Annotated in this window: 15 protein-coding genes, 1 tRNA gene and 1 other RNA gene; 6 read left to right on the top strand and 11 right to left on the bottom strand. The window is 66.3% G+C overall.

Going from position 1 to position 16,143, the window contains the following annotated elements:
- Positions 1 to 5: 5 nt before the first annotated feature.
- Positions 6 to 1,229 (bottom strand): FAD-dependent oxidoreductase, encoded by a 1,224-nt coding sequence (locus tag BN4346_RS44430; RefSeq protein WP_078058844.1) that lies wholly within the window; start codon positions 1,227 to 1,229, stop codon positions 6 to 8.
- Positions 1,230 to 1,310: 81 nt separating this feature from the next.
- On the opposite strand from BN4346_RS44430, the gene BN4346_RS44435 reads away from it, so the two are divergent.
- Positions 1,311 to 2,627, top strand: coding sequence for a class I SAM-dependent methyltransferase (locus tag BN4346_RS44435; RefSeq protein ID WP_067976657.1), 1,317 nt, complete (start codon positions 1,311 to 1,313; stop codon positions 2,625 to 2,627).
- On the opposite strand, the gene BN4346_RS44440 is transcribed toward BN4346_RS44435, so the two are convergent.
- From BN4346_RS44440 to ffs, 4 genes are all read right to left on the bottom strand, one after another.
- Positions 2,624 to 3,958 (bottom strand): DNA polymerase III subunits gamma/tau, encoded by a 1,335-nt coding sequence (locus BN4346_RS44440; protein ID WP_235653792.1) that lies wholly within the window; start codon positions 3,956 to 3,958, stop codon positions 2,624 to 2,626. The genes BN4346_RS44435 and BN4346_RS44440 overlap by 4 nt on opposite strands.
- Positions 3,959 to 4,013: 55 nt before the next feature.
- Positions 4,014 to 4,625 carry a CHAP domain-containing protein gene (locus tag BN4346_RS44445; RefSeq protein ID WP_067976701.1) on the bottom strand — a complete coding sequence of 204 codons (612 nt, stop codon included), beginning with the start codon at positions 4,623 to 4,625 and terminating at the stop codon, positions 4,014 to 4,016.
- Between the two features lie 98 nt (positions 4,626 to 4,723).
- A complete protein-coding gene (locus BN4346_RS44450) occupies positions 4,724 to 6,052 on the bottom strand; it encodes an aminotransferase class I/II-fold pyridoxal phosphate-dependent enzyme (RefSeq protein WP_407695157.1) in 1,329 nt (442 codons plus the stop codon).
- An RNA gene (gene ffs / locus BN4346_RS44455) (signal recognition particle sRNA small type) lies at positions 6,053 to 6,147 on the bottom strand.
- Positions 6,148 to 6,282: 135 nt separating this feature from the next.
- On the opposite strand from ffs, the gene BN4346_RS44460 reads away from it, so the two are divergent.
- From BN4346_RS44460 to BN4346_RS47900, 3 genes are all read left to right on the top strand, one after another.
- Positions 6,283 to 6,368, top strand: a tRNA-Ser gene (locus BN4346_RS44460).
- 81 nt (positions 6,369 to 6,449) lie between these two features.
- Complete coding sequence (locus BN4346_RS44465) at positions 6,450 to 7,172, top strand: hypothetical protein (protein ID WP_067976659.1); 723 nt, start codon at positions 6,450 to 6,452, stop codon at positions 7,170 to 7,172.
- 30 nt (positions 7,173 to 7,202) lie between these two features.
- Entirely contained in the window at positions 7,203 to 8,534 is a 1,332-nt protein-coding gene (locus tag BN4346_RS47900) for a DUF4226 domain-containing protein (protein WP_067976660.1), read from the top strand.
- A gap of 21 nt (positions 8,535 to 8,555) precedes the next feature.
- Here the strand turns inward: BN4346_RS47900 and BN4346_RS44475 are convergent, their stop codons facing one another.
- From BN4346_RS44475 to BN4346_RS44490, 4 genes are all read right to left on the bottom strand, one after another.
- Entirely contained in the window at positions 8,556 to 9,119 is a 564-nt protein-coding gene (locus BN4346_RS44475; protein ID WP_067976661.1) for a hypothetical protein, read from the bottom strand.
- A 10-nt stretch (positions 9,120 to 9,129) separates the two neighbouring features.
- Positions 9,130 to 9,603 (bottom strand): DUF5078 domain-containing protein, encoded by a 474-nt coding sequence (locus BN4346_RS44480; protein WP_407695158.1) that lies wholly within the window; start codon positions 9,601 to 9,603, stop codon positions 9,130 to 9,132.
- A gap of 216 nt (positions 9,604 to 9,819) precedes the next feature.
- Positions 9,820 to 12,729: an MMPL/RND family transporter gene (locus tag BN4346_RS44485; protein ID WP_078058841.1), complete on the bottom strand. Its 2,910-nt coding sequence runs from the start codon at positions 12,727 to 12,729 to the stop codon at positions 9,820 to 9,822.
- On the bottom strand, positions 12,726 to 13,148 hold the full coding sequence (locus BN4346_RS44490; protein WP_067976704.1) for an MmpS family protein: 423 nt from the start codon (positions 13,146 to 13,148) through the stop codon (positions 12,726 to 12,728). Before BN4346_RS44490 ends, BN4346_RS44485 begins: the two co-directional genes overlap by 4 nt.
- Positions 13,149 to 13,257: 109 nt before the next feature.
- Here BN4346_RS44490 and BN4346_RS44495 point away from each other — a divergent pair, with 109 nt between their 5' ends.
- Together BN4346_RS44495 and BN4346_RS44500 are read left to right on the top strand one after the other, a co-directional pair.
- Complete coding sequence (locus tag BN4346_RS44495; protein WP_096867743.1) at positions 13,258 to 13,941, top strand: TetR family transcriptional regulator; 684 nt, start codon at positions 13,258 to 13,260, stop codon at positions 13,939 to 13,941.
- 277 nt (positions 13,942 to 14,218) lie between these two features.
- Complete coding sequence (locus BN4346_RS44500) at positions 14,219 to 14,464, top strand: hypothetical protein (protein WP_133054342.1); 246 nt, start codon at positions 14,219 to 14,221, stop codon at positions 14,462 to 14,464.
- 15 nt (positions 14,465 to 14,479) lie between these two features.
- Here BN4346_RS44500 and BN4346_RS44505 read toward each other — a convergent pair whose 3' ends face one another.
- Both BN4346_RS44505 and BN4346_RS44510 read right to left on the bottom strand, forming a co-directional pair.
- Entirely contained in the window at positions 14,480 to 14,656 is a 177-nt protein-coding gene (locus BN4346_RS44505) for a hypothetical protein (RefSeq protein WP_234808352.1), read from the bottom strand.
- Positions 14,657 to 14,676: 20 nt separating this feature from the next.
- A complete protein-coding gene (locus BN4346_RS44510) occupies positions 14,677 to 16,134 on the bottom strand; it encodes an NAD(P)/FAD-dependent oxidoreductase (RefSeq protein WP_067976665.1) in 1,458 nt (485 codons plus the stop codon).
- Positions 16,135 to 16,143: the final 9 nt, after the last annotated feature.

The raw sequence follows: 16,143 nt of genomic DNA on the forward strand, positions 1-16,143 counted from the left end.
CCTCTTCAATGGCGTTGGCGACGCGCGAAGGCCGGGGCACGCTCGGGGCGCACCCCCACACCGACCAGGTAGGCCGGAATCGCCGACAACCACGGCAACATCGCGAACAGGGTGCCCACGCTCGCCGGTGGATCGAGGTTCTTGCCGCGCAGGATCGGGTTCAGCGCTCGGTGCGCCGTCCGCTGAACCGTTTGAGTGACGACGGTGGGTAGCTCCCGGCGTCGCTGCACGGCAGCCAGATCCCGACCCGTCACCCGCCCTTGCCGTAGCGGCTCGGCCAGGATGGTCGCAGCAGCCACCGCGTCCTGCACCGCCAGATTGATGCCGACGCCACCCACCGGCGACATGGCATGCGCCGCGTCTCCGATGCACAGTAGCCCGTCAATGCTCCAGTGCCGCAACCGATTAAGGCGCACATCAAGGTGTTTGACGTCGTCCATCGTCCGCAGCGCCTCCACCGAATCCGCCGCCTCTGGAATGAGCTCCACCACGTCACGGCGGAACGCCTCGATACCGCGCGCCCGCTTGTCCGCGTCCGTGCCCTTGCGCCCGAGGTAGGCGACCTGGAAGTAGCCCTCGCGGGGAATCATGATCGCGGCGCGGCCCGGACCGAGCCGAGGCAGCAGCGTGGGCTGGGCGGCGCGGTCGTTCGGCAGGCGGAACCACCAGACATCGAAGTTCACCGGAAACTCGCGCGAGTGCAAGCCGGCCTCGTGCCGCGCGACCGACCAGCGCCCGTCGCAGGCCACGGTGAGATCGGCGCGCAGTTCGCCGGTGCCCTCGGCGCCGCGGTAGCGCACTCCGGCTACCCGACCGTCCTCGTGCAGCAGCCCGGTGACTTCGGTCTGCATCCGCAAGGTGAACGTCGGCTCGGTCCGCGCGGACTCGGCGAGCAGGTCGAGCAGGTCCCACTGCGGCACCATCGCGACGTAGGGATGCGGCTGGCGGCGCAGCCGGCCGAAGTCGACCACGGTGACGTCGCGGCCGGCCACGTCGAGGCTGACCTGGTGAATCTCACTGTGCGCCAGGGTCGCGAAGCGCTCCCAGAGCCCGAGCTCATCGAGCAGTCGCAGGGTGGTGGGGTGCACGGTGTCGCCACGGAAATCACGCAGGAAGTCGGCATGCTTCTCCAGCAGCGTCACCTGCACACCGGCCCGGGCCAGCAACAACCCGAGAACCATGCCTGCCGGTCCGCCACCGACGATCGCGCAGGTGGTTGCTTCGGTCATCTCGCCCATTGGGGTGCAACGTTACGCGTGTTTGAGGTGGCGCCCGGGCGGTTATCCGCAACTGGACAAGGGGGGTACACCATGACGTCCAAAACACTCACCGAAAGAACCCAGACCACCGCGAACGGCAAGCTGGGGTTGGCCGAGATTCTGGTGCTGCTGGCCGGCGGGGGCCAGCCACCGCTGAAGGTCTCTGCCTACGACGGCAGCAGCGTCGGGCCCAGCGACGCGGAACTGGGCGTCGATCTGCTGACTCCGCGGGCCACCGCTTATCTGGCCACGTCACTGGGCCAACTCGGCATAGCCCGGGCCTACGTCTCGGGTGACTTGGAACTGCGTGGCGTGCATCCGGGAAATCCCTACGAGGTGCTCAACGCCATGGCGGATCTGGAGTTCAAACGCCCGTCGCCGCGCGAGCTGGCCAACATCGTCCGTTCCATCGGGCTGCGGAATCTCAAGCCGGTCGCACCGCCCCCGGAGGAGGCGCCACCTAAATGGCGTCGCAACGCCAGCGGGCTGCGGCACAGCAAGTCTCGGGACGCAGACGCGATTCATCACCACTACGACGTGTCGAACACGTTCTACGAATGGGTGCTGGGCCCGTCGATGACCTACACCTGCGCGATCTACCCGACCGCCGACGCGACGCTGGAAGAAGCCCAGGAGAACAAGTACCGGCTGATCTTCGACAAGCTGCGCCTGCAGCCGGGCGACCGCTTGCTCGACGTGGGCTGCGGCTGGGGCGGCATGGTGCGCTACGCCGCGCGCCGCGGCGTGCATGCACTCGGCGCCACCCTGGCTGCCGAGCAGGTCGCCTGGGCGCAGCAGGCGATCGCCGATGAAGGGCTCTCCGAATTCGCCGAAGTCCGGCACTGCGACTACCGGGACGTGCGAGAGACCGGGTTCGACGCCGTCTCGTCGATCGGCATGACTGAGCACATCGGGGTGAAGAACTACCCGTCCTACTTCAGCTTCCTCAAATCGAAACTGCGCACCGGTGGCCTGCTGCTCAACCACTGCATCACAACGGCGGACAATTCAATCTACCGGGGCGACCCCTTCACCGACCGGTACGTCTTTCCTGACGGCGAGATCACCGGCGTGGGAAGCATCACCGCCGAGATCCAGCAGACCGGTCTCGAGGTCCTGCACGAGGAGGACTTCCGGCTCCACTACGCCAAGACGCTGCGCGGCTGGTGCCAGAACCTGGTGGACCACTGGGACGAGGTCGTCGCCGAAGTCGGCCTGGGCCGCGCCAAGGTGTGGGGTCTGTACATGGCGGCGGCGGTAATCGGCTTCGAGCGCAACCAATGTCAGTTACACCACGTGCTGGCCGGCAACGTGGACAAGCAGGGCGGGGATGGGGGCCTGCCGCTGCGACCCTGGTGGACCCCCTAGAAAAAACTAGCCCCTTCAGTCGCCGCTGATCCGGCGGGCGCCCAACTCGTTCTGCAACAACTCCAGGGCCACTTCTTCGGGGTCGCGGCGGGGCGGGGCGCCGGTGCCGGCGTCCACCGCAGCCTCGGCCAGCATGGCCTCCTCGTCGGCGCGCCGTGCCGATTCCACGTCGACCTGAGCGGGCGCAGCCGACGAGGAGGCCATGCGGCTTCGGTGTCGGCAGCCGAGGGCAACAGCAGCCTGGCGCACACCACCTCCAGCAGCAGCCGCGGAGCGGTTGCACCACGCATCTCGCCGAGGCCGGCATGCACCACTTCGGCATAGCGGGCCAGGGTGGCCGGGCCCAGCCGGGCGGCCTGCTCATGCATCCGGTCCAACATGTCCTCCGGCGCGTCGACCACGCCCTTGGCCACCGCGTCCGGGACCGCCTGCAGCACAATCAGGTCCCGGAACCGCTCCAGCAGGTCGATGGCGAACCGGCGCGGGTCATGCCCGGCATCAACGACGGCCTCCACCGCTCCGAACAGCGATGCGGCGTCCCCGGCGGCCAGGGCGTCGACCGCCTCGTCGATCAGGGCGACGTCGGTGGCTCCCAGCAGACCCAGTGCCCGTTGATAGTGGACGTGGTCAACCCCGGTGTCGTCCTTCTCCGAGCCGGCAAGCAGCTGGTCGAGCACCGAGAGGGTGTCGCGCGGCGAGCCGCCACCGGCCCGGATCACCAGGGGATACACCGCGTCGTCGACGGCGACGTTCTCCTGCTCACAGATCCGGCCGATCAACTCCCGCATGGTTCGCGGCGCGAGCAGTCGGAACGGGTAGTGGTGGGTGCGCGACCGGATGGTCGGCAGCACCTTCTCCGGCTCGGTGGTGGCGAACACGAAGATCAGGTGGTCCGGCGGCTCCTCAACGATCTTGAGCAGCGCGTTGAAACCCGCGGTGGTCACCATGTGCGCTTCGTCGATGATGAAGATGCGGTAGCGCGACTGGGCAGGCGCATAGAAAGCGCGATCCCGCAGATCACGGGTGTCGTCGACCCCGCCGTGGCTGGCCGCGTCGAGTTCGACGACGTCGATGCTGCCCGGGCCGTTGGGGGCCAACGCCACGCACGAGTCGCACGTTCCGCACGGTGTCGGGGTCGGTCCCTGCGCACAGTTCAGCGATCGGGCCAGAATGCGCGCCGACGATGTCTTGCCGCAGCCGCGGGGTCCGGAGAACAGGTAGGCGTGGTTGATCCGGCCCGCCGACAAGGCGGTGCACAGGGGGTCGGTGACGTGCTCCTGCCCCACCACTTCGGCGAAGGTTGCCGGCCGGTATTTGCGGTAGAGCGCCACGCAAGGGAGGTTACTTGCTCGGCCCGACGACGGTGCAGGCCCGGCAGGCGAAGCGCTACGCCTTCGGGCGCAGATACCCCAGCGTGTTCCACATGGGGCCGACGTCGCGCCAGTTCAGCGTCACGAACAACCGGCCGCCGGAGTTCTGTTCGGCGACCTCATAGCGCAGCAGGCTGCCGCTGCCCCGCACCGCCGTGACAACCCCGGCATGCCCGTGTTCGCTGACAAACCCACCAGGGCCATAGACCACGACGTCCCCGACACGCGGCCCATTCAGACCACCGTCGAACGGCACCTGATCGAAGTATTGACCCAAGCCATTGGTGGGGAAATGCTCGTAGAGATCGAAGGCATTGCCGCTGGGATCTCTGTTTCGCCATGGACCCAGCGCCTGGATGTATTGCTGCACGAGCGGGTAACACTGGCCGTCGCCGTACGTCACCGGATTTCCCAGTGCGCCCTCGGCGGCATCGTTGCGGAAGGCATCGAGTTGTTCGGCGGCCCTCGGCGGCAACGGGTCTGCCTCGCCGGGGCCGGCGTCTGTCGCCTGCACCGCCGGCGGTTCGACCGGCCGTTCCGGCCCGGCCTGCGCGGCGGGACACTGGCCCAGACCCAGGAGGCCCATCGCCAACGCCGCGCAGCCGAACGCACCGACCTTGATCGCCATTTCTCGCGCCTCCACCGGCAATTCAACGGGATTGCTGACTTAACTGTCGAAAAACTCTATTCGGCGACGGCCACACCGACGCCGAATTCCGCAATGTGTCAGCCCAGCAGGTGCTCGGCAGCGGCCAGCAGCGCACAGGTGGCCAGACCATCGACGGCGTTGCGCAAGTCCTCGGTGGACGGGAACGACGGGGCGATCCGAATGTTCTTGTCGTCGGGGTCCTTGCGGTACGGGAACGACGCACCGGCCTCAGTGACCGCGATACCGGCGTCTTTGGCCAGCGCGACGGTGCGGCGCGCGGTGCCCGGCCAGACGTCCAGGCTGATGAAGTAGCCGCCCTTGGGGTCGGTCCACGACGCGATCTTGGAGTCGCCGAGGCGACGCTCCAGGATTTCGGCGGCCAGCTCGAACTTGGGCGCCAGGATCTCCTGGTGGCGGCGCATGTGTAGCCGCACGCCGTCAGCGTCGCCGAAGAACCGCAGGTGACGCAGCTGGTTGACCTTGTCCGGGCCGATCGAGCGCTTCCCGGCGTACTGCAGGTACCAGGCGATGTTGCCCAGCGAGCCGCCGAAGAAGCTGACGCCGGCGCCGGCGAAGGTGATCTTCGAGGTGGAGGCGAACACGTACGGCCGGTTCGGGTTGCCCGCGGCCGCGGCCAGCCCCAGCACATCGATCTGGTGGGGGAACTCGGTGGTCAGGGTGTGCACCGCGTAGGCGTTGTCCCAGAACAGCCGGAAGTCGGGTGCGGCGGTCTTCATCTGCACCAGCCGGCGCACGGTCTCCCACGAGTAGGTGATGCCGGTCGGGTTGCCGAACACCGGCACGGCCCACATGCCCTTGATCGCCGGGTCGGCGGCGACGAGCTCTTCGATCAGGTCGACGTCCGGGCCGTCCTCGCGCATCGGGACGCCGATCATCTCGATGCCCAGGGTCTCGGTGATCGCGAAATGCCGGTCGTAGCCGGGCACCGGGCACAGGAACTTGACGACCGGCTCCTGCCCCCACGGCCGCGGCGAGTCCACCCCGCCGTGCAGCATCGAGTAGACGACGACGTCGTGCATGAACTCGAGGCTCGCGTTGTTGCCGGCGATCAGGTTGGGCACCGCGATGCCGAGCAGCTCCCCGAAGATGGACCGCAGCTCGGGCAGACCGTGCAGGCCGCCGTAGTTGCGGGTGTCGGTGCCGTCGTCGCCGCGGTAGTCGTCCGGGCCGGGCAGGGCCAGCAGGCCGTTGGCCAGGTCGAGCTGCTCGGGCGCCGGCTTACCGCGGGTGAGGTCCAGCGACAGTTTCTTGGCCTGCAGGTCGGCGTAGTCCCGCTGGTAGCGCTCATATTGCGCGGTCAGGTCGGCACGGTTGAGGGTATGCAGCGACACGACGTCCCTTTCAAGTCCCTTATCAAGCGCAATCAGCCGGCGAAGGCCCGACATATAAGGGGACCCCGCGCACCCGCCAGAGCCCATTGACCCTTGCTGCCTTCCGGCCCTGGGGGAGTTCACAGGATGGACGCCGCGCGGGGTCCACGGGCAAGTCTAGCGGTGGTCGCGAGCGCGGCGAAGCCGGGCGTTGCGGGCCGCCGCCATCGGGCACAGCGGTGGTCGCGAGCGCGGCGAAGCCGGGCGCTGCGGGGCCCGCAACAGACTCCGCTACCATTGCCGACGGAGGATTCGCCTAGTGGCCTATGGCGCTCGCCTGGAACGCGGGTTGGGTTAATAGCCCTCAGGGGTTCAAATCCCCTATCCTCCGCACCCGATTCAGGTGTGGCCGGACCGAAAGCTCAAGGTCCGGTCGCACCTGAGTCACTAGCTGACGAGCATTGGAGGTGGCGTGAGTCGTACCGTCGCCACGGTTTGGCACGCGTCGCTCTCGACCCTCGCGGCCCTGCTGTATTTCCTCTTTGTCCTGCCGCGATGGTGGGAGCTGACCGGCTTCAGTTCGCATGTGCTGGGCACCGTGCTGCGAGTCCTCCTCGGACTGTTGGTCGCGGCAATGGCCCTGCCGGTGGCAGCGGTGTTGAAGCAGGCCCGCAAGCCTGAGTACGGCACCCCGCAACTGGCGCTGTCGCTGCGGACCGGCTCCATCGTGGCGCACCTGGCGGCCGCCGCGTTGATCGCCGGCACCGCGGTCAGCGAAATCTGGTTGTCGCTGGACAGCTTCGGAGTGTGGCTGTTCGGGATTTACGGGGCGGCGGCCGCGATCGCCCTGTTGGGGATCGGCGCGTTCTACCTGGCGTTCGTCGCCGAACTGCCGCCGCCGCCGCCCAAACCGATCAAGCCCAAGGCCGAAAAGCAGCCCAAGCAAGAGCGCCGCTGGGGCAAGAAGTCCGGCGCCGCGAAGGCCGAGGACTCCGAGGACTCCGAGTCCGCCGAGGACTCCGAGGAAGAGTCCGGCGACGAAGCCGACGACGCTGACGCTGACGTCACCGCGGTCGACGAGACGGAAGCCACCGAGATCGCCGAGTCGACCAGCGAAGAAGCCGACGAGCCGGCCGCAACCGGCGACGACAAGCTGCGCCCGTCCGGCAAGCGCCGGGCGAAAAAGGGCCTGTAAGCCCAATCCGGCCCGGCTACCCTGTCCGCTATGGCCGAGAACCTCGGTGCTTTCGCCGATGCGGCTCGCGCGCGTGAAGAGGCGCTCGCGAACCGGCTGGCCGCATCGGTAGCGGCCGACAAAGAGTTCCAGACGATCTTGCAGCAGGCCGTGCGGAACACGGTGAGTTCGCGGCAACGCCTTGACGCCATCGAGGCCGAGATCCGCGAATCGGCCGCCACCTGGCCGGGCCTGGACACCCCCGCCGGTTCCCGCCAGTTCCAGCGATTCCTGACCGCCAAGACCCGCGAGATCCAGCGGGTGGTCTCTGACGCCGCCGCAGACAGCCGGCACCGGACGCAGCTGGTGCAGACCCTGACCAACCACTACAAGCTGGGGGGCGGCGAGGGCGTCCCACCCGGCCAGGATCCGCATATTCGACTGGTGGACAACGAAACCCAAGCGCCGCACAACCCCACCATCGCCGGCGTGGGCAGCCCGCCGATGCGGGAGAAGCAGGACGGTTCGCCCTACGACCTGGGCGCGACGATCCCGGGCACCGGCATCGTCATCACCGGCGACCCGGAGAACGGCCACCCCCGCCTGCACATCCCCGGTAAGCCCGACATCGACAACCCGTTCCCCGTCGACGAGGGATTCCGGGCACTGCCGACCGGCACCGCCGTCGGCCCCGACGGTCAGCAATACGCGTTCTACAGTGTGCGGCCCTATGGGCCCGGCACCTCACCGGACCACTACATCGCTCCGGAATCGCGGGTGCAGAACCTGGCCGATCCGGCAACGGATTTGGGGCCGCTGATGGGCACCCCGATCGGCTCGGACACCAAGGTGGGCATCTCGCAAGCCAGCGGCGTCTACGACCCCGCATCCGGAACCATGGTCATCGTCGGGAACGCCGGCCAGGACGGTCAGCGCGCCCTGTGGCAGTCGGCACCCGTCGCCGCCGGCGACCCGCCCAATGCCTGGATGAACAGCCTGCACGAGGTCGGCGCCTTCAATAATCTCGGTCCCGCCAACCGGGAGAATCAGATCGTGTCCCTGCCCCAGGGCGGGTATCTGTTGACCAGCGCCAGCGACGGCGGCCAAGTCGTGGGCGTCACCGCGGGCAGCCCCCAGGGCCTGCTCCAGGCCCCCGCACAAGACCTCACCGGCCCCGGATTCATCCCGAGCCCCGGCAATCAGCCAGCCGTCCCGTACGGGCCGAGCATCGTCAACGTCGAGACGCGTCCCAACGGGCAAGAACAGGTCACGATGCGGGTCAGCACGTGGCCGACGCCGCCGGGCTGGCCGGTCGGGCCCGATGCCCCGCCACCGCCCTATCACCCGCGGACCTACACGACCACGTTCAACATCAACCCGTAGCGGCCGTGGGCCCGAGAACCGCTAGAACGCAGAACTGCCCGACGGGCTCAGCACGAATCCGTGATGCCCCAGCGAGGTGTCCAGGCAGGCGACGAGCTGGTCGGTGCCCACCGCACAGGTGACGTTGCCGTATGACAGCTTCTGACCGACGCCCAAGAAGGCTCCGTTGGAGAATTGGCGACTGCAACCGGTCGATTCGCGGTTCAGCCGCAGGCCCGCTGCACCCTGGGAGCGCACGGTCCCGATCACGCAGCCACCCGGCACCGGGGCGCCCGAGCCCAGCGGCGCGTTGGCCAGTCCGGGCATGTCGCCGTCGCACATGATGGCTTGCGACGATCCCGCCGGCGGGTCAATGGCGTCGAATTGGCAGGCGACGTTGTAGGGCGTGGAGAAGTTCACCCAGCGGCCCGGCCCCTTGGGGCCCGTCGAGATGTAGTTGTCCACCGGGACCGCGGTGAAGTCGTCAAGATTGGGGAACCCCGCAGGTTGAGCGCCCGCAGGAGATCCCGGAGCCCCGAGCAGCAGGCCGCCCGCCGCGCCGGCAGCGAGCAGAACCCGCATGACTCGACGGATGGAACCGTTCATCGGTCTCCTGTTACGGCTTGGGGGCCCAGTCCCACACCGACATGTCGTCGCGCGGGTACTGACTGCAGGCCTCGGTCGACTTGGCGACGACGCCCTTGTTGTTGAAGAAGATCTTGGCGTGGTTGGGCCACGACACCGTCAGCGGGTCGGCGAAGTTGGTCGCCAGCTCCTCGGAGTAGGCCCGGCGCTGATCGGGGTTCAGCGAGAAGAACCAGTGCATCTTGTCGATGGCGGCCTGCTGCACCTGCACCGGTTTGTTGTGCATGTCGATCATGTAGCGCTCGTAGTAGATCGGCGACAGGTCACGGCTGGCGGCCAGCATCTGCTCGGCACTGCAGTCGGTGCGGATCACGCGCCGCGGGATCGGGAAGTCGTCGGTCGCGTCGGCGGAGGCGGTGGCGGGCAACAGCACCGCGGCCACGGCTGCACCTGCGGCGGCAGCGGTCACGACGATGCCCCGCAGAATCGAGCGGTGCGTACGCATGGAGTCCACTGTAGCCATTCCCCGGGTCCTTTCACGCTGTCAGTTTTCGGACGCTACACCCGACGGTGAGACCGCTGAGTCGGGTGAAGCAGGTGAGGCGAATGCGCCAGCAAATGGCCGCTTAGCCATCCAAACTCAATAAGCAATGCTACATAACTTTAGTCATGCTACCTAATTGGTTTTCTGACCCCTGAGCATGCAATAGCTCACAACCGGCTACCGGTTGTGGGCCAGCTCCGCGGTGTTGTCCGCATCCCCGCCGCGAGCGAGGACGGCGGTCTCTCGATGCCGAGCGGCTTTCCCTCCGACGTGCGGCAGGACGTTGATCGGCCACCAGAACCAGCGCCCCAGCAGCGCCGCGATCGACGGCGTCATGAACGACCGCACGATCAAGGTGTCGAACATCAGCCCCAGCCCGATGGTGGTGCCGATCTGCCCGATGATGCGCAGGTCGCTGACCGCCATCGAGGTCATGGTGAAGGCGAACACCAGTCCGGCCGACGTCACCACCTTCCCGGTGCCGCCCATCGCCCGGATGATGCCGGTATGCAGCCCGGCGTGGATCTCCTCCTTGAACCGGGCCACCAATAGCAGGTTGTAGTCCGATCCCACCGCCAGCAGGATGATCACCGACATCACCAACACCAGCCAGTGCAGCTGCATACCGATGAGGTACTGCCAGAACAGCACCGACAGCCCGAACGACGCACCCAGCGACAGCGCCACGGTGCCGACGATCACCAACGCTGCGATCAGCGCCCGGGTGATCAAGAGCATGATGATGAAAATCAGGCTCAACGAGGCGATTCCGGCAATCAACAGGTCATAGTTCGAGCCGTCCTGCATATCCTTGAACAGTGACGCTGTCCCGCCGAGATAAATCTTGGCGTCTTCGAGCGGCGTTCCCTTGAGCGCTTCTTCGGCTGCGGTGCGGATCTTGTCGATGTGCGAAATACCTTCGGCCGTAGCCGGATTGCCCCGGTGCGAGATCATCATCCGGACGGCCTTGCCATCCGGAGACATGAACATATTCATCGCCCGCTTGAAGTCCGGGTTGCCGAACACCTCCGGCGGCAGGTAGAACGAGTCGTCGTTCTTGGACTCGTCGAACGCCTTGCCCATCGCGGTGGCGTTGTCGCTCATCTCGTCCATCTGATCGAAGATGCCGGACATGGTGCTGTGCATCGTCAGCATCATGGTCTGCATGGTCTCCATGGTGTCGATCATCGGCGGGAAGGTGCTCAGCATCTGCGGCATGAGTGCATCCATGTCACCCATGTGCGCGATCATCTTGTCCATGCTCTCGCTCATCGGATCAACGCTGTCGATCATGTCGAACGCCGAGCGCAACGAGAAGCAGATCGGGATGTCGTAGCAGTGCGGTTCCCAGTAGAAGTAGTTGCGGATCGGCCGCCAGAAGTCTTCGAAATCGGCGATGTGGTCCCGGATCTCGTAGATCTGGGCCTGGAGGTCGTCCATGTCGACGACCATCTCGTGGGTGATGCCGGCCAGTTGGCTCATGTGGCCGTACATCTGGCGCATGGTGGCGATGGTCTGGCCCATCGCCTCGGCCTGGGTCAGCATGTCGTCCATGCGCTTCTTCTGGAACTGCATGGTCTGCAGCTGACCGGCGTTCTGCATGCTGATCTGGAACGGGATCGAGGTGTGTTCCAGCGGGGTGCCCTGCGGGCGGGTGATCGCCTGAACCCGGGAGATGCCGACCACTTTGAACACCGACTTGGCCAGCTTGTCGATGATCAGAAAGTCCGACGGGTTACGCATGTCGTGGTCGGACTCGATCAGCAGCACCTCGGGCATCATCCGGGACTGCGAGAAATGCCGGTCCGCCGCGGCGAAACCCGCGTTGGCGGGGATGTCGGCGGGAATGTACTTCCGGTCGTCGTAGGCCGGCTGATATCCCGGCAGGGCCAGCAGGCCGACGGCCGCGACCGCCAGTGAGGCAACCAGAACCGGTCCCGGCCAGCGGACGATCACCGTCGCCACCCGCCGCCAACCGCGAGTGCTGGTGGCGCGCTTGGGGTCGAACAGGCCGAACCGGCTGCCGACGGTGATGATCGCGGGGCCCAGCGTCAAGGCCGCGGCGACCGAGACGAGCATGCCCACCGCGCAGGGGATGCCGAGCGTGACGAAGTAGGGCATCCGGGTGAAGTGCAGGCAGAACACCGCTCCGGCGATGGTCAGACCCGAACCGAGGATGACGTGCGCGACGCCGGAAAACGCCGTGTAGTAGGCCGATTCCCGGTCTTCGCCGGCTTGGCGCGCCTCGTGGTAGCGGCCGATCAGGAAGATCGCGTAGTCGGTGCCGGCGGCAATCGCCAGCGAGACCAGCAGGTTGACCGCGAACGTCGTCAACCCGACCCAGTGATGGTGGCCCATGAACGCCACCACGCCGCTGGCCGCGTTCAGCTCCATGTAGACCATCCCCAGCAGCAGCGCCACCGTGATGATCGACCGGTAGACGAGCAACAGCATGGTCAGGATCACCAGAATGGTGACCACCATCATCTTGAACATCGACTTGTCGCCGGCATGGTTCATGTCGGCTGCCAGCGCCGCGGTGCCAGTGACGTAGACGGTCAGCCCCGGCGGTTTCTGGACCGAATCCACGATGTCGCGGACCGCTACGATGGAGTCGTTCGCCGCCGCCTGGCCGATGTTGCCGACCAGGTTCAATTGCACGTAAGTCGCTCTACCGTCGGCACTTTGGGCACCGACTGCGGTCATCGGGTCACCCCAGAAATCCTGAACGTGCTGGACGTGTGCGGTGTCGGCCTTCAGCTTGGAGACCACTTCGGCGTAGTACTCGTGCTCGGGGTCGCCCAGCTCGTGGTCGGCCTCCAGCACGATCATCGCGGTGCTGTCGGAGTCCGACTCCTTAAAAACCCTGCCCATCTCGGTCATGGCCAGCATGGACGGGGCGTCTTCGGGACTGGCCGAGACGGCGTTCTGCTTGCCGACCTCTGCCAGCGGCGGGACGGTGGCGACGAGCACCGCGATCAGCGCCAACCAGCCGAGGATGATCGGCACCGCGAATCGGCGGATGGTCCGCGCGATGAACGGCCGCTCCGGCCGAACGACGCCGCTGCGCGTATCGACCTGGCTCATGCCGCCTTCAACAGGCAGAAGGTGTAGGCGTTGACCTCATGGGAGATGCGTTCGGCCTTCATTTCTCCGTCCACGATGATGCGGCAGCCGATGCTGTTGCTGTTGCCCTGCGCCATGAGGCTTCCCACCACCGCGGGAAGAGTGGTGACGATTTCGAGCTGCCAGGGCAGAGTGAAGTCCTGGACGCGTTGCGGTTCGGAGTTGACGTCGAAATAGCTGATGTCAGCCACCGTTCCGGGCGGCCCGAAGACCTCGTAGGTCAACCGCTTGGGATTGAACGGCTTGGTCTCGTCGACCTGGCCGTCGGAATAGGACGGGCGTTTCGCGGCGCCGAACAGGCCGTGGATACGCGTGACCGTGAATCCGGCGACGCAGACCACGGCCAGGATCACCAAGGGTATCCACACCCGGCTCAGCACCTTGAAAATCGGAGTCCCCTTCACCAGCAATCTTTGGGTACCCTAACCCACGTCGACGAGCGTAAACGCACGCTACCGCACCGCTGCGCACGCCGGCAACGCACATCGCGTGCGTTATCCTCGCGCTGTGCGTCAGGCGACCTTCCAGCGCGCCCGCAGCGACGAGACCAAACGTCAGCGGGCCGAAGCGTTGATGGAGGCGGCGCGTTCGGTGGCAATAGAGACCGGCGTGGCATCGGTGACCCTGACCGCGGTGGCCAGCAGGGCCGGGGTACACCACTCGGCGATACGGCGTTACTTCAGCTCGCACAAAGAGGTGCTGCTGCGACTGGCCGCCGAGAGCTGGGAAGGCTGGTCAGACACCGTTTGCACCGCACTGCAACAGTCCGAAACGATGTCGCCGGACCGGGTGGCCGCCACCCTGGCCAGCGGATTGGCCGCGGACCCGTTGTTCTGCGACATGCTGGCCAACCTGCACTTGCACCTCGACCATGAGGTAGACGCCGAGCGGGTGATCGAGATCCGACGAAAGATCACCGCCGCGGGACTGACCATGGCCGACGCCCTGCTGCAGGCACTCCCCCGGCTGGGCAAGCAAGGCGCCTTCGACCTGTTGTTGGCGTCCTATTCACTGGCGGCGCCGCTGTGGCAGGTTGCGCACCCACCGACGAAACTGGCCGACGCTTATGCCGCCGAGCGGCAGGTGCCGCCGGAATGGAACTTGGACTTCACCACCGCGTTGACCCGGCTGCTCACCGCTACCTGCATCGGGCTGTTGGAGCCGTCAGTCTGATTTCTCCCGGCTGGGCTGTACCCGCTTGGGTTCGCCCGGCATTTTCGGGTAGTTCGGTTCTCAGGGCATTTCAACCCTGTGCGGTTTTAGGTTCGCCCCCCACCAGATCGGACCGTCTTCCCAGGGATCGGCGAGCAGTCAGCATGTTTGCCTCGGAAGCCTGGTTCCGACATCAGGTGGCACGTCCTCACTGAACATGAGGTGCCTCGCGGTAGTGATCGAGGACCCGTGACCAGGCACCTCGGTACTTCAGTGCGTGGTATCGAGCCGGATCTCGTTGGGTAGTACACCGCTGACCCAATTGGCGGGGGTGCTTCTCGGCCGCGTGCCCCGCGGCATGACTGGTGGCCTGGAGAGCCATCTCGACGTTTGCGACGTCGACGTCGATGGCGTGGACATGCGGATCGGCGGACAAGAAACCCGCAGACTCGCCGTCGGAGACCGAGTCCGCATCGACGCAATCATGAAGATCGAACCCACCTACACTGCGCAAGCTGTCCACTACCTCGACGAGCAATCCTGAATTTCCCGGTCGGGGTCAGCCGTGCCCGCGGAAGATTATCCGCATCATCTTGAGGGTGAAGCGGGTGAACCGCCAGGACTGGATGAGTAGGTTCTGACGCGCTCGCAGTTTGCTGCGGGTGGGCAACGGGGCAGCGGCGATGCCTTCGGCAGTCCGGTCGTTGCCCGTTGGGTGGAGGCTGTCGTCGTCCACGGGAGCACCTTCCATACGGGTCATTCGGGGATCAGCCACCAGAACGGCCTGGCTTTGGCCTTGTAGATGAACAGGTAGTGCAGCAGCAGTTTCATCCAGTGCCCGGCCAGGCCGATCTCTCCGGACGTGCCGGCGAGATCGCGGCCGGTCTGCGGATACGTCTTCCAATCCGGGACGACCGGGTACATCGTCATCGCGGCGGCCGATCCTTGCCGGAAGCCGGTGCCGGCCGAGGCGACGCACGCGGCACCCACGGCCGCCATCGAGGCCGCGTGCGCAGGAACTTGGGTGGACTTGGTGATCCGGTCGCGGATGGTCTCGGCGACCGCTTTGGCCATCATGCCCGACGGCATGCCGGTGCGCGGCGGGGCTGGGGTGATGACCGTTCCCCTGACACTCTTGCGCGGCTTCGAGATCGGATGTGGAGGCGCGAACGCGATGCCGGGCGCGAAGATGTTCGGGTAGGCCGGCGACTCGTAGGTGCGCGGCCAGTCCTCGGCAGACCATTCTTCGTAGGGCTTGCCCGAGTAGTCGGCGTCGACCTTCAAAAATCCCGATGGCGCGAACATGGCGGAGGTGATATCCGCGCCGTCCCTGTCGTAGGCGGCGAGGGTCACGCCCTTGAACGGTGGCAGGAGCATGGCGAAGTCGAAGTCCAGGTCGTGCTCGTTGCCGTCGAGTTGCTCGTAACGCAGCTTGCCTTCCATCACCTTGCTGACATGAGCCTGGGTGATGGCTTTGACGCCGCGCTCACGGAATAGGGACTCGGTCCACATCCGGCTGGACTGCACGAAGCCCTTCTCGACGAACTGCATGCCGTCGACGCCGAAGTCGCCCAATTCGTATTCGTTGGTGAGGTAGTAGATCTCGGCGAGGTCGCGCACCCCGGCGTTGCGCAGCGTGCGCTCGACGTTGAAGGTGTACTCGAACGCCGCGCCCTCGCAGGTGCAGTTGCCGTGGCCGACGCCGACGACCAGGCGCTGCTTCTCGCCGGCCTTCAGCTTGGCGACGACTTGTTCAAATGCCTGGGCCGTTGCTGCGGCGTGGGCAGCGGTGCACACCGACCAGGAGTGCCCATCGGGTCCGAGGCCGGGAGTGGCGGCGAAGTTCAGCTGCGGTCCGGTGGCGTTGATGAGGTAGTCATAGGTGAGATTTCCGGTCTCACCACGGTGTTCCTCGTCGGTGTAGGTGAAGTCCACCGATGGCGACGACTGCTCGCCCGTACCCTCGGGACGGATCGCGGTGGCAAGACCCTGATGGAAGACGATGCCCTTGCGGTTGTAGACGGGCTTGAGCGGAATCAGCACCTTTTCGACGTCCATCCGGCCGACACCGACCCAGATGTTCGACGGTATCCAGTTCCAGTCGGGCTCCGGTGAGATCACGACGACCTCGTGTGCGCGGGAAAGCATTCGGCGCAGGTGCAGCGCGGCGGTATGCCCGGCGATACCCGCGCCGAGGATTACGGTTCGTGCCATTGGTGCTCC

The sequence above is a fragment of the Mycolicibacter icosiumassiliensis genome, assembly GCF_900078685.2.
Taxonomy (GTDB): domain Bacteria; phylum Actinomycetota; class Actinomycetes; order Mycobacteriales; family Mycobacteriaceae; genus Mycobacterium; species Mycobacterium icosiumassiliensis.

What these genes read in the sequence shown, in the direction of transcription:
- BN4346_RS47900 (WP_067976660.1), top strand. Translation starts at nt 7,203, where the DNA reads ATGGCCGAGAACCTCGGTGCTTTCGCCGATGCGGCTCGCGCGCGTGAA.
- BN4346_RS44480 (WP_407695158.1), bottom strand. Translation starts at nt 9,603, where the DNA reads ATGCGTACGCACCGCTCGATTCTGCGGGGCATCGTCGTGACCGCTGCC.
- BN4346_RS44485 (WP_078058841.1), bottom strand. Translation starts at nt 12,729, where the DNA reads ATGAGCCAGGTCGATACGCGCAGCGGCGTCGTTCGGCCGGAGCGGCCG.
- BN4346_RS44475 (WP_067976661.1), bottom strand. Translation starts at nt 9,119, where the DNA reads ATGAACGGTTCCATCCGTCGAGTCATGCGGGTTCTGCTCGCTGCCGGC.
- BN4346_RS44430 (WP_078058844.1), bottom strand. Translation starts at nt 1,229, where the DNA reads ATGACCGAAGCAACCACCTGCGCGATCGTCGGTGGCGGACCGGCAGGC.
- BN4346_RS44445 (WP_067976701.1), bottom strand. Translation starts at nt 4,625, where the DNA reads ATGGCGATCAAGGTCGGTGCGTTCGGCTGCGCGGCGTTGGCGATGGGC.
- BN4346_RS44510 (WP_067976665.1), bottom strand. Translation starts at nt 16,134, where the DNA reads ATGGCACGAACCGTAATCCTCGGCGCGGGTATCGCCGGGCATACCGCC.
- BN4346_RS44450 (WP_407695157.1), bottom strand. Translation starts at nt 6,052, where the DNA reads ATGTCGGGCCTTCGCCGGCTGATTGCGCTTGATAAGGGACTTGAAAGG.
- BN4346_RS44435 (WP_067976657.1), top strand. Translation starts at nt 1,311, where the DNA reads ATGACGTCCAAAACACTCACCGAAAGAACCCAGACCACCGCGAACGGC.